Origin of the sequence: Prochlorococcus marinus str. MIT 9314, assembly GCF_000760035.1 — a bacterium.
Classification (GTDB): Bacteria; Cyanobacteriota; Cyanobacteriia; order PCC-6307; family Cyanobiaceae; genus Prochlorococcus_A; species Prochlorococcus_A marinus_B.
This window is the reverse complement of the sequence record NZ_JNAO01000004.1, coordinates 44,582-58,067: the sequence shown is the minus strand read 5'-3', so window position 1 is coordinate 58,067 and position 13,486 is coordinate 44,582. Positions and strand designations below refer to the sequence as shown.

The 13,486-nt window shown below is 31.1% G+C and carries 10 protein-coding genes; 8 read left to right on the top strand and 2 right to left on the bottom strand.

The window, feature by feature from the left end; genetic code table 11:
- Nucleotides 1-18: 18 nt before the first annotated feature.
- Genes tsf through EU98_RS07005 form a run of 4 tightly spaced genes read left to right on the top strand, consistent with a single transcriptional unit; the run spans nt 19 to nt 4,985 of the window.
- Nucleotides 19-675 (top strand): translation elongation factor Ts, encoded by a 657-nt coding sequence (gene tsf / locus EU98_RS06990; protein ID WP_032515237.1) that lies wholly within the window; start codon nt 19-21, stop codon nt 673-675.
- 13 nt (nt 676-688) lie between these two features.
- Nucleotides 689-1,765, top strand: a complete 1,077-nt coding sequence (locus EU98_RS06995) for an adenylate cyclase (protein ID WP_241466374.1) — start codon at nt 689-691, stop codon at nt 1,763-1,765.
- 22 nt (nt 1,766-1,787) lie between these two features.
- Nucleotides 1,788-4,244: an ATP-dependent DNA helicase RecG gene (recG, locus tag EU98_RS07000; protein ID WP_032515234.1), complete on the top strand. Its 2,457-nt coding sequence runs from the start codon at nt 1,788-1,790 to the stop codon at nt 4,242-4,244.
- Nucleotides 4,245-4,301: 57 nt separating this feature from the next.
- On the top strand, nt 4,302-4,985 hold the full coding sequence (locus tag EU98_RS07005; protein WP_032515233.1) for a M15 family metallopeptidase: 684 nt from the start codon (nt 4,302-4,304) through the stop codon (nt 4,983-4,985).
- Nucleotides 4,986-4,988: 3 nt separating this feature from the next.
- Here EU98_RS07005 and EU98_RS07010 read toward each other — a convergent pair whose 3' ends face one another.
- A complete protein-coding gene (locus EU98_RS07010; protein ID WP_032515232.1) occupies nt 4,989-6,776 on the bottom strand; it encodes an NADPH-dependent assimilatory sulfite reductase hemoprotein subunit in 1,788 nt (595 codons plus the stop codon).
- An 87-nt stretch (nt 6,777-6,863) separates the two neighbouring features.
- Here EU98_RS07010 and glyS point away from each other — a divergent pair, with 87 nt between their 5' ends.
- Complete coding sequence (gene glyS, locus EU98_RS07015; RefSeq protein ID WP_032515231.1) at nt 6,864-9,026, top strand: glycine--tRNA ligase subunit beta; 2,163 nt, start codon at nt 6,864-6,866, stop codon at nt 9,024-9,026.
- On the opposite strand, the gene chlP is transcribed toward glyS, so the two are convergent.
- A complete protein-coding gene (chlP, locus tag EU98_RS07020) occupies nt 9,007-10,347 on the bottom strand; it encodes a geranylgeranyl reductase (RefSeq protein WP_032515230.1) in 1,341 nt (446 codons plus the stop codon). The two genes, glyS and chlP, sit on opposite strands and share 20 nt — an antisense overlap.
- A gap of 112 nt (nt 10,348-10,459) precedes the next feature.
- Here chlP and EU98_RS07025 point away from each other — a divergent pair, with 112 nt between their 5' ends.
- The 3 genes from EU98_RS07025 (at nt 10,460) to EU98_RS07035 (ending at nt 13,473) form a co-directional block, all read left to right on the top strand.
- On the top strand, nt 10,460-11,182 hold the full coding sequence (locus EU98_RS07025; RefSeq protein WP_032515229.1) for a M15 family metallopeptidase: 723 nt from the start codon (nt 10,460-10,462) through the stop codon (nt 11,180-11,182).
- A gap of 114 nt (nt 11,183-11,296) precedes the next feature.
- Nucleotides 11,297-13,093 (top strand): translational GTPase TypA, encoded by a 1,797-nt coding sequence (gene typA / locus EU98_RS07030; RefSeq protein ID WP_032515227.1) that lies wholly within the window; start codon nt 11,297-11,299, stop codon nt 13,091-13,093.
- 11 nt (nt 13,094-13,104) lie between these two features.
- Nucleotides 13,105-13,473: a DUF309 domain-containing protein gene (locus tag EU98_RS07035; RefSeq protein ID WP_032515225.1), complete on the top strand. Its 369-nt coding sequence runs from the start codon at nt 13,105-13,107 to the stop codon at nt 13,471-13,473.
- Nucleotides 13,474-13,486: the final 13 nt, after the last annotated feature.

Genomic DNA, 13,486 nt, shown 5'->3' with positions numbered 1-13,486 from the left:
TATTTTTTATTACTTCAAATGGGAAACATTACAGCAAAACTTGTAAAAGATCTTAGAGACAAAACTGGCGCAGGAATGATGGACTGCAAAAAAGCACTTAACGAAACTGAAGGAAATCTAGATAAAGCTTTGGAATGGTTAAGAAAGAAAGGCATAGCTAGTGCTGAAAAGAAATCGGGAAGAGTAGCAGCCGAAGGGTCAATTGGTAGTTATATACATACTGGATCAAGAGTCGGAGTTTTATTAGAGTTAAATTGCGAAACTGATTTCGTTGCTAGAGGTGATATTTTCCAATCTCTGTTGAAGGATGTTTCAATGCAAGTTGCAGCATGCCCAAATGTTGAGTACGTATCAATTGATGAAATCCCAGAAGATGTTGTGAAAAAAGAAAAGCAAATTGAAATGGGTAGGGATGATTTATCTGGAAAACCAGAACAAATTAAGGAAAAAATAGTTGAAGGGAGAATAGCAAAAAGACTTAATGAGCTTGTTTTGCTTTCACAACCCTACATTAAAGATAGTTCTTTAACAGTTGAAGATCTTGTTAAACAAGCTGCTGCAAAAATTGGGGAAAATATCAAAGTAAGACGCTTTACAAGATATACATTGGGTGAAGGTATCGAAAAAAATCAGATGGACTTTGCTGAAGAAGTTGCATCAATGCAAACAAAATAGTCACTTGAATGATTTGAATAATTTCAATAATTACATAGATATAGATAAAATTAATGCTCAATTAGAGAGGGCAGATATACAAAAAAGAATATTAACTAAAAATATCTATAGGCAATATGAACTTTATCTTGATCTGGTAAGAAATCTACTTTTCATCTCTGTAGAAAAAGGCCTTAATCAAATATATAGTTATCCAACAAATAATGATAATTTCTTAAATGAAAATGAATTCTATAGTCTTTTTGAAAAGAAAATAAGTAGATTAATTTTTACGAATTTGCCCTTATTAACAGTAGAACAGTTAAAAATAAATGAAATAGAAAAAAATATAAATAAGGAAATTCATTTTACTATTTTTGATAGTTCCACAAAAACAAAGGATGATCAAATAGAAAAATTTCAATATGAAGATGGTTTTCAATTAAAAGAATCCATTCAGTTCGAAATTAGTAAAGACTTTTCAAATACTTCTAAATATTATCAAGCTCATAATTATGAGAAATTTGTATCACTTGATTTAGATAATAACGACCATAATAATTATTTATCTAGAAACAATATTTTTGAAAATTTAGGATTTGAAAAACAATTTATTTCCTCCTTACTTGAATTAATAGGAGAAGAAAAGGTTGAAAAACCAAGAGATCCAGAAAAAGAAGATATCCATCAAGTGGATAATTTACCAAAAAATCAGATTCTTGAAAATTTTGATTTAATAGACAAGTCATTGGAAAATTTATTATTGAATCTTTCATATAAAATTAATCAAGAATTATTTAAGGCAAATCTAATAAAAAAGATGATATCTAAAGATTCCTTTGATTACTTAGTAGGCAAAAATTTTATGATAAAACACCCATATCCTTTTGTTATTAATTTCGAATTAAACTTAAATCGGTCATCATTAAAAGATAATAATTTTCCAAGCATTATTTTTTTCAATATATCTACTGTTGAGTTAGAGTTTAAAAATTTAAATCTTTCTATTCAACGGAACAAAATAAATGAGCTAAAAAATCAATTTCAGCGTTTGATTAAAAAAGAGACATATTGGAGGCAAAAAGAAATAAGCTTGAATAAGATACGTTGAAAAAATAAATCTTTTTTCAAATGTGACTTTTAGCAGGAATAACAATAAATTAATTAAAGATTGGATAAGACCTCTTCAAAAGTCTCTTACTATTGAAACTGAAAACAAATTTATTAATACTTTAGGAAGAGAAAAATATTTTAATGATTATTTGCATGAATCATTGCAAAAACTAGACAATCTAAATATCTCAGAAGAATATCTAAGGATATTTTATGAATTTTCTAAAAAATATAATGAATATAATAGATTAGATGAAAATCAAAGAAAAAGGTTAATTATAGATACAAGAAAAAATCTTTATAAACTAGGGAAAACTCTAGAAATAGAAAGTTCTAATAATATTTCTAATAATGTTTTTTTGAATAAAGCTGATTCAAGCTTGTCTTTTGATTCAGATATTTCATTAGTAAAAAATGTAGGAAAAGTTTATAAAAATAAGCTTAATGAATTAGGAATATTTCATATAAAAGATCTAATTAATTATTTCCCACGAACATATCTAGACTATACGAATAGAGTTAAGATAATAAATTTAAAACCAGATAATTTATACACCTGCATTGCAAACGTTAAAAGATTTTATATTCATAAGAGTAAAAAGAATAGTAATTTATCAATAATGAATTTCGTAGTTTCTGATGAAACGTCTTCGATAAAAGTTACTAAATTTTTTTTAGGAAGAAGATTTAGATCTTACTCCTTTTTCGCATCTCAAAAATCTTTATATACTCCTGGAACTAAATTAGCAATTTCAGGTAAGGTTAAATTAACAGAGTATGGTAAAACTTTTGTAGATCCGCAGATTGAAATTTTTAAGGATAATAATGATAATTTTAATTTCTCAGGCAAAATATTACCCTTATATTCATTAGGTGAAGCATTATCAAATATCAGTTTTATAAAACTTATGAAAAAGGTACTAATTTATGCAAAGCAATATCCAGAAATTTTAAATAAAAAGCAACTTGATTCATTATCTTTATATTCAAAAGGCGAGTCGTTGATTAATATTCATTTTCCACCAACTCAACAGGCACTTATTGAGTCAAAAAAACGTTTGGTTTTTGATGAGTTGTTCCTACTGCAAATAAAGTTCCTACTTAGAAAAAGAAAGACGAACAAAAATGTAACTTCCCAACAATTACCTCAAAAGAAATCTTTATTAAGAGAATTTTTAAAAACTTTTCCTTTTGAATTAACAAAATCTCAAGAAAATGTTTTAAATGAAATTAAGAATGATTTATCTAATCCCGTACCAATGTCTAGATTGCTTCAGGGAGATGTGGGGAGCGGTAAAACCATAATTGCGATAGCGTCTCTTTTACTCGTCATTGAAAAAAACCTGCAAGGTGCATTTATGGTCCCTACAGAGGTATTGGCAGAACAACATTATAAAAACTTATTAAAATACTTGAATCCCCTTTTGGTTTCTGTTGAACTACTTACTGGAAATACTCCTCAAAAAAAGAGAAAAGAAATTCTCTCTAATTTGAACAATGGATTAGTTGATATCCTCGTAGGTACTCATGCATTATTTGAGGATAAAGTCATCTTTAATGCATTAGGGATGGTCGTAATTGATGAACAACATAGATTTGGAGTAACTCAAAGAAATAGATTACTAAATAAAGGAGAAAATACTAATTTGTTATCAATGACAGCAACACCAATTCCAAGAACTCTTGCTCTTTCCATTTATGGTGATTTAGATGTGAGTCAAATTAAAGAACTCCCTCCTGGGAGAGTTCCTATAACTACAAAAATAATTTCAGAAGATGATTTAACTAACTTGTTCAAGATTGTTGAGGATGAGATCAATAAAGGGAATCAAGCTTATGTGATTTTGCCACTTATAGAAGATTCAGAAAAAATGAATTTAAGCTCTGCAAAAAAAACATTCAAACATTTATCAGAAGAGGTCTTTTTTAACAAAAAAGTTGGATTATTACATGGCAAATTAAGTTCACAAGAAAAGAATGAAGTAATTAATTCTTTTTTAAAGAATGAAATTAATATATTGGTTTCAACCACAGTAATTGAGGTTGGTATTGATGTACCTAACGCCACAATTATGATTATTTATAATTCGGACAGATTTGGATTGTCCCAGCTACATCAATTAAGGGGGAGAGTTGGTAGAGGATCAACAAAATCTTTTTGTTATCTGGTAACCCCCGATAAAAATGGATTAGAAAATAAACGGCTTTGTGTTTTGCAAAGATCTAATGATGGCTTTTATATTGCTGAAAAAGACTTGGAGCTTAGAGGACCAGGTCAGATTTTAGGGTATAGACAATCCGGGTTGCCTGATTTTGTACTGGACAATTTACCTAACAATAAATTTCTTATTGAAAAGGCTCGTGAAGAGGCTATTAAGATTATTAGTGATGATCCTGATTTAAAAGAAAATATTGTCTTAAGGAATATACTTATTGATAATTCTGATAATAAATTCATTCATGATTTCTTAAATTGATAACTGTCATTGTAATTTACGATATATATGCCACTATAAATCAATTGCAAATTTCAATTGAAAATTTGGAATAAAATACCAATTAAAGATAATGGAGATAAATTAATAGCTATACCTAGCTGCTTAAAGTTTTTAGATCCCCACCCTTACTTTCAATTGGGAGCACCTTATAAAGATAAAACTTCTATTTGGAAATTAAGAGAAGAGGTCGTAAATAGAATTGTAAAAGTAAATGATTATTTGATATCAAAGAGTAGCTTTAACCTTTTAATTTATGACAGTTGGCGACCTTTAGAAGTCCAGGAATTTATGTTTAAAAGAGCATTTTTATTAGAGTGTGAAAAATCCGATATTGATATTTCTTTTGAAAATATAAAATCTTATCCATCAATTTTAAAAAAAATTGAAAAATTTTGGGCATATCCTTCTTATGACACTAGGTGTCCTCCCCCTCATTCAACTGGGGGTGCATTGGATGTTTGTTTATCAGATAAAGAAGGAAATCTTGTTGAAATGGGAAGCATTGTTGATCAAATGGATGAGACCTCAAATCCTAATTTTTATGCAAATATAAAGAATGAAGAGGAAATTATTTGGAATAGCAGAAGAAATTTATTAAGGGAAGTTATGACTAAATTTGGATTTGCTCAACACCCTAATGAATGGTGGCATTTTAGTTATGGTGATCAATTATGGGCTTGGAAAAATAAAAAAGCAAATGCTCTTTATGGAAAAATTTAAATTCTATTGATTTTTATTTAGTAGATTCAATATATAAATGTCATCTAGAGTATTTATAAAATCTCCGAAATCCAAATCCAAATTGCCCTTCCAATCATCAAATAATGGTTGAAGAGTTTTTTCTAAATCGTTAAGTTCCATTCTTTGTAAGAATGGTTTAGCCAGCCTTTGTAGATTTTTACTTCCCCCCAACCATAGTTGGTATTTGTTTTGCCCACTTCCAACAAGTGCTAATTCGGCCATATAAGGCCTGGTACATCCATTCGGACATCCTGTCATTCTAAATAATATTGTTTTTTGTATTTTTAGATCTAAAAGTAAATTTTCAATCCTTTTTAATACATCAGGTAATATTCTTTCAGCTTCAGTCATCGCAAGTCCACAAAGTGGTAAGGCAGGACAAGCCAAAGCATGTCTTTGAATTTTATTAATGTCTTCTAAATTTTCGTATCCAATTTTTGTTAGAGATTTTTGAATTTCACCTTTGTTTTTATTGGCGATATTGCAAAGTAAAATATCTTGATTAGGTGTAAGTCTTAAATCTAAATTATATTTTCTAACGATACTTGTTATGGTATTCTTCTTCTCTCCAGATAATCTCCCTGATAATAATGGTAAACCTACGAAATAGGAGTTTTTATTTTGTTTATGCCAACCTAGATAATCAATAAGAATCTTATCCGGTTCTTTTCTGATTTTTTTAATTTCTTTTTTGAAATACTTATCAAAAAGTATCTTTTTGAACCATTTAATACCTTTTCTATGAAGAAGATATTTCATTCTCGAATTTTTTCTTGATTTTCTATCACCATAATCTCTTTGAATAGCCACAATACTTTGTATTAATTCATAAACATCAGTTTTTTCAACATATCCAAGGGGATCTGCAATTCTAGCAAAGGTCTCTTCATTATTATGTGTGCGACCCATGCCACCTCCAACATAGAAGTTGCACCCTTCTAAGTTTCCATCTTTAGAAGCAAAGGCAACTATTCCTATGTCATTGGTAAGAAGATCAACAGAATTATCCCCAGGAACTGTCACAGCACATTTGAATTTTCTCGGTAAATATGTTGACCCATAAAGAGGCTCATCTTTTATCCCGCTAAAAACATTATCTTTGAATTGGAGCTTCCTAATTGCTTCAATATCTTTGTCGGGCTTTATGGTGTACTCTAAATCTCCATCAGCCCAAAGCTCTAAAAAAGTGCCTTGGCCAGCCGTTGGGGTGAGAAGATCTGCAACTTTTTTTGCCAATGCTCTAGCAATTTTATAGTCTGGCGAAGCAAATGGAGCCGCAGGGGCCATAACGTTTCTATTTATGTCTCCACATGCAGCTAATGTGGAGCCCATTGAATTTACTATTGTTTTAATAACTTCCTTTAGGTTCTCCTTTCTAATTCCATGCATTTGAAAGGCTTGTCTTGTAGTGGCCCTAAGTGTTCCATTACCTAGTTTGTCAGATAATTCATCTAATGCTAAAAATAATTTCCCAGGGACTTCACCGCCCGGATTTCTTAACCTAAGCATCATTTGCCAATCTTTACTTTTGCCCGGCCTTCTATTTTCCCTGTTATCTTGTTGATAACTACCATGAAATTTTAATAACTGAACTGCATCATTGGTAAAATGATCGCTATCATTGACTAATTCCGTAGCAAGTGGTTCTTTAAGAAATTGACTACTTTTTTTAAAATTTTCAAATTTAGAAACTTCTAGCCCATTTGCCAAACAAACAGTTTCTTCCTTGGTAGGATCTTTTTTCTTTTTTACTTTCTCAACCTTGATCAAAGGAACAAAAAATATCTCTTTTTATACATTAGCGAAAAGCTTATTTAACTGGTAGTAAATTATAGTAAGTTAAGTCATATTTTTTTCTTGTCTAAATATTTACTTGAGATAGGAACAGAAGAGTTGCCCGCAAAATTTTCTTATTCTGTTCTAAAGCAATTTAAATCTCTAATAGAATTTGAATTGGATAAAAAGTTAATCAAATTCGAACATATAGTTGTTACCTCCACACCAAGGAGGATAGTTCTACTTCTCGAAGGTTTAGTTGATTATGCAGAAGATAAGATAATAGAAAGAAAAGGACCTAAAGCAAATTCAGCTTATTTAAATGGATGTCCTACTAATGCTGCTTTGGGATTTGCTAATAGCTTAGATATAGATGTAGGTGAGCTAGAAATAAAAAATACAGAAAAGGGTGATTTTGTATTTGGAAAGAAAATTGAGAAAGGACTTTCAACAAAAATTTCTTTGTCTTCGATTATCCCAAAATTAGTAAAGAGTCTTCAAGGTCCTCGATTTATGAAATGGGGGGCTGGGAACATAAAATTTTCAAGACCTATTAGGTGGATTGCCTCTATTTATAATGATGAAATTCTTGATTTTGAATTTGATGAATGTGATCCAAAGATCAAAATAGGTAATAAATCAAAAAGTCATAGGCTAATAAATAAAGTTTTAGAAGTTCAGAATCCTGATGATTTCTTTGAATTATTGAAAGAAAATAGAGTAATAGGTATTCGAAAAGAAAGAAAAGAAAAAATTGAAAGTTTAATAAATCAGGCGTCTAAATCTTTAAATCTGAAACCTGACCTTTCAGAAGGATTACTAAATGAATTAACTGATTTAGTTGAATGGCCAGACTTAATTATTGGCAAATTTAGTGATGAATTTCTTGATCTTCCGGTTGAAGTTCTTTCAACAGTCATGAAAAGTCATCAGAGATACGTTCCCCTTTTATTGAAAAACAAAAGTTTTTCTAAACTAGATCTGAGCTCTGAAAAAAATATCAGTACAACTTTCTGCGTTATTTCAAATGGTCTTGAAGAATCAAATAATAATATTGCCAAAGGGAATGAGAAAGTATTGAGGGCAAGGTTTTCAGACGCAAAGTTTTTCGTAGAAAGTGACAAAAAAGTTGCTTCAATCGAAAGAAATCAAAAGCTTAAATCTGTTTCCTATTTGAAAGGACTTGGGAATATTTTTCAGAGGGTAGAAAGAATAGAGGAAGTTACTAAAAAGATTCTTAAATTTTTAAATGATAAGTCTTTAGAAGAAAAAAAAATAATAGAAGCTGCTAAATACTGCAAAAATGACTTATGTAGCGAAATTGTTTTCGAATTCCCTGAGCTCCAAGGAATAATGGGTGGTAAATATCTTAAATATGAAGGATTTAGTGAGGATGTTTGCTTGGCTGTCGCTGAACATTATTTACCCTCTTTTTACAAAGATGCTTTGCCCTCTTCAAAATATGGTGCAATAGTTTCCATAGCGGATAAGGTCGAAACTTTAATAAGTATATTTATTTCTGGTAAGCGACCCACTGGATCATCTGATCCTTATGCTTTAAGAAGAAATTTGAATGGAGTGATTAAAATAATTTGGGATTATGAACTTAATTTACCTTTAGATAAATTATTCAACGAACTTATTGATTTTTGGAAAATCGCATTTCCTAATTTAAACTTCTCTAGAGAAACAGTATTTAATGATTTAAATCAATTTTTAGTCCAAAGAATTGTTAGTCATCTAGAAGAGATATCACTAAGTAAAGAATTAATAAAGGCCGTTTGCTCTCCCGATGAATTATCTCAAAAAAAAGTATTGAATATTGTTGATCTTAAAAATAGGATAAAATCTATTATGAATTTTAAAGAAAAGGAAAATTTTGTTGAAATTCAGAAGGTAATTACTAGGGTAAGCAAATTAGCTAATAATAGTAATCTTTCAACAGACGTTTTCTCAACAAAAGATTATGTAGACACAAAACTCTTTGAAAAAGATTGTGAATTGAAAGTTTTTGAATTTATTGGAGAATTAGAAAAACTTTTTTCGGAAGGTTATTGCAATTATTTGGAACTTCTTAATTTGTTTGAGATTAATATAAACACTATCGAGGATTTATTTGATAATGAAAAGGGAGTCCTAATAATGTCAGAGGATTTAAAAATAAGAAATAATAGACTTAATTTGTTGAGCTTAATAAGAAATTATTCTCTAAAAATAGCCGACTTTACACTTTTGAACTCTTAACTTTAATGCCTCCCTTTATTGAATAATTTTCTAGCATTTTTTCTACTTCTTTATTTTCCCTTACAGCACTATCAACGGGTTTATACTTTAGAGGGGCTAGGGCTTTCCCCCTTAAAATCGAACCAAGTGTAAGCATTGTAATTTTAAGTTGCTGTAATGGTTTCATGGAGACCACTCGTTTGTATAAGTAACTATCAAAAGTAAGTCTTTGTACATCCATGTCATCACACATCTCAACAAAGGCTTCTCTCGCAGAATCATTTCTGTAGAAAATATTTTGAAGTATTTCTAGTACCTTATAAGTTGTGCCATATTTTTTATCCCATTTTTTAAGATAGTTTTTTAAATCTTTTTCTGATGGAATTACTTGACCGTTTTTTGATGCTTCAACAATTTCTTCAGCACACATTCTTCCGCTTTTTGCAGCAAAATAAATACCCTCTCCAGAACTTTTTGTAACATAACCAGCCGCATCACCAACTAATGCCATTCTCCCAACTACTCTTCTTGGCCTTGGATGCTCAGGGATAGGATGAGCTTCTACCTTAATTACTTCACCATTAACAAGTCTTTTCTTTGCCCTATTCCTTACTCCCTCTTGAAGTCCTTTAATTAATGACTGATTCTTTTGCATAGTTCCAGTTCCAACTGCAACATGATCGTATTTAGGAAATACCCACCCATAAAAATCTGGAGAAACATCAGTGCCGACGTACATTTCAGCAAGATCTTCGTAGTAACTCATTTCTTCTTTAGGTAGTTTAATTCTCTCCTGAAATGCGATAGCAACTTTGTAATCTCCTGCATCCATTGCTTTTGCTACTCTACTATTTGCTCCATCAGCTCCTATTAAAAGATCAACAGTAAGCTCATTAATTTCCCCTTTTTTGTCTCCATTCGCAAAATCTGAATAGGTGAGTTTATATGGTCCTTGATTATTATTGCCAGTATCAATAGAAGTAACTAATCCATTTATTAGTGTGGCCCCAAGATCTGATGCTCTATTACGCATAAAAGCATCCATAACTTCCCTTCTACACATCCCAATAAACTCATTATCGCTTTTCCCATAAACTCTATCTAGACTTATATCAACTTCTCTATTTGATGGAGATATCATTCTCATATGCCTTACTTTTCTATCAATAATTGATTCGGGCAAATCAAATTCTTCTACCATGCAAAGAGGAATAGCTCCTCCACATGGTTTCGCATTATCCAATTTTCTCTCGAAGAGCCACGTTTTTATCCCAGATTTAGCAAGTATTTCTGCAGCACATGAACCACTTGGACCACCACCAATAACAGCTACCCTCAACATATGAAAAAAAATAATACTGTATATAAAAACTACATCTTTTTTGCTTATAAAAGTGCATTTCTTAAAATAATAGTTAATATCGAAATATCTTTTCCAAATTCACTTCTAGATATTGCAACAAAACAAAGATATCGATCAATTTGATATACCACTTGCCAAAAGAACTTACCTAAATAACCCAAATTCAACATTATTAAAAAAATTATTAATATTTACTCCATTTCTTTTTCTTATCTTTTCTGTATCGGCATTGCGATTTATTAAATATGTAGGATTAATACCTCCTAATAATCTCAGTTTTCAGGTTGCAAAAAATCATGATGCCAGAATTTTAGGCCATCTTCCCTATAACGAAACTCCTAAAGAGAAACTAGTTTTAATAGAGCCTAACATTGAAGTTCATATGGATATGCGCGATTCTTTACTAAAGATGAGAGAAGATGCCAAAAAGGATGGGATATATTTGGTCTTCTTGAGTGGTTATAGATCAATTAATTTGCAAAAAGATATCTTTTACTCTTTAAAATCTATTAGAAATCAAGAAGCTGCAGAAAGAGCTAGAGTCTCAGCCCCTCCAGGGTATTCTGAACATAGTACAGGTTTCGCAATAGATATTGGTGATGCTACTCAAAGAGAGACAGATTTTGAAACCGACTTCGAAAATACTGACGCCTTTAGATGGCTAATAAAAAATGCAGCTAAGTTTCACTTTAAGTTATCGTTCAACAAATATAATAAATATATAGATTACGAACCATGGCATTGGAGGTATGAGGGATCAATTGAAGCATTGAAAGTTTTTGAAAGCTCAAACAGAAATTATAAATCTAATTGATTAATTTAATTATAGATTATGTTTTTCAAAGTCTTAAAAAGAAAATTCTTAAAAAAAGGCATACTTTGAGTTAGCCTTAATAAAGACAATTCACTATTTATATAAATTCTATAAATGTCATCTTCGCTAAAAGAAATCAGAAATGTTGCAATTATTGCTCACGTAGATCATGGGAAGACAACTCTTGTTGACGCGTTGTTATCTCAATCAGGAATATTTAGAGACAATGAAGTTATTCCTACATGTGTGATGGATTCAAATGATCTTGAAAGAGAAAGGGGGATAACAATTCTCTCAAAAAATACTGCAGTTAACTATAAAGATACAAGAATTAATATTATAGATACGCCTGGTCATGCTGATTTTGGAGGAGAAGTTGAAAGGGTTTTGGGAATGGTTGATGGTTGTCTGCTTATTGTTGATGCAAATGAGGGACCTATGCCTCAAACAAGATTTGTTTTAAAAAAAGCATTAGAAAAAGGACTTAGGCCTATAGTCTTTGTAAATAAAATTGATAGACCACGAGTAGTGCCAGAAATAGCTATTGATAAGGTCCTTGATTTATTTTTGGAATTAGGCGCTGATGATGATCAATGTGATTTCCCTTATCTTTTTGGGAGTGGCTTATCTGGTTTTGCAAAAGAAGAGATGGAATCTAATAGTGACAATATGATGCCTCTTTTTGAAGCTATTATCAGACACGTTCCTCCTCCAGTAGGTGACTCTAATAAGCCTCTGCAGCTACAAATAACTACTTTGGACTATTCTGATTTCTTGGGCAGAATAGTAATTGGAAAGATCCACAATGGAACTATAAAAAATGGCCAACAGGCTAGTTTAATTAAAGAAAACGGCAAAACTATTAAAGGTAAAGTTAGTAAGCTTTTAGGATTTGAAGGATTACAAAGAATTGATATAAATGAAGCATTTGCAGGTGATATTGTTGCTGTTTCCGGTTTCGATGACGTCAATATTGGTGAGACCATAGCATGTCCCGATTCTCCTCATCCTCTTCCATTAATCAAAGTTGATGAACCTACCTTAAATATGACTTTTGTTGTCAATGATTCACCATTTGCGGGAAAGGAAGGGAAATTTGTTACGAGTAGACAATTAAAAAATAGATTAGAGAGGGAACTTTTAACAAATGTTGCCCTGAGAGTAGAAGAAACTGATTCTCCTGACAGGTTCTCAGTTTCAGGAAGAGGAGAATTACATCTAGGGATATTGATTGAAACTATGCGAAGAGAGGGTTTTGAGTTTCAAATCTCACAACCTCAAGTAATTTTCAGGGAAATTGATAATGTTGAATGTGAGCCTATAGAGACTTTAGTTTTAGATATACCTGAAGTATCTGTCGGGTCTTGCATCGAAAAGCTTGGATCTAGAAAGGCAGAGATGAAAAACATGCAGACAAGTTCAGATGGTAGAACTCAATTAGAATTTCTTGTTCCATCAAGAGGATTAATTGGATTTCGTGGGGAATTTGTAAGGATAACAAGAGGTGAGGGCATCATGAGTCATTCGTTTTATGAATATAAACCTAAAACAGGAGACTTTGAAACTAGAAGGAATGGCGTTCTAATAGCTTTTGAGGAAGGTGTAGCCACATTTTATGCTTTAAAAAATGCTGAAGATAGGGGAGTCTATTTCATTAAACCCGGAGTTAAAGTTTATAAAGGAATGATAATTGGAGAGAATAATCGACCTCAAGATCTTGAGTTGAATATATGTAAAACCAAACAGTTGACTAATATGAGGTCTGCAGGGGCAGAAGAACTTGATACTTTGCAGTCACCTGTCGATATTACCCTTGAAAGAGCACTAGAATATATTGGCCCAGATGAAATGCTAGAGGTAACACCGGACTCAATAAGAATGAGAAAAATAAATAAAAAGAAAAAAAATTAGTAATTGGTTTAATGAACGAAGAAAGTACAAAAAGTTTTCAAGATTCCCTTTTTGCAGCTTTAAATCTTTTTAACAATCACGAATGGTATGAGGCTCATGATGCTTTTGAAGAAATATGGAATTCCGTAGATGGTGACGAAAGACAAGTTATCCAGGGAATTTTACAAGTATCTGTTTCTCAGTTTCATTTAAGTAAAGGAAATTTAAATGGAGCTACTATTTTGCTTGGAGAGGGTTTAGGCAGAATAAAAACTAGAACTAAGATTGATTTAGGGATTGATCTTGAGTCCTTCTGCCAATGTTTGGAAGATTTATTGACGAAATTACAATATAAAGAACTATTAAACGAGAACGATAAGCCTTTTTTGAAACCTCTCTGATGAATATATCTTT

Bases quoted from the DNA above. Each gene is read 5' to 3' on its own strand.
- tsf (WP_032515237.1), top strand. From the start codon at position 19: ATGGGAAACATTACAGCAAAACTTGTAAAAGATCTTAGAGACAAAACT.
- chlP (WP_032515230.1), bottom strand. From the start codon at position 10,347: ATGTTGAGGGTAGCTGTTATTGGTGGTGGTCCAAGTGGTTCATGTGCT.
- typA (WP_032515227.1), top strand. From the start codon at position 11,297: ATGTCATCTTCGCTAAAAGAAATCAGAAATGTTGCAATTATTGCTCAC.
- EU98_RS07035 (WP_032515225.1), top strand. From the start codon at position 13,105: ATGAACGAAGAAAGTACAAAAAGTTTTCAAGATTCCCTTTTTGCAGCT.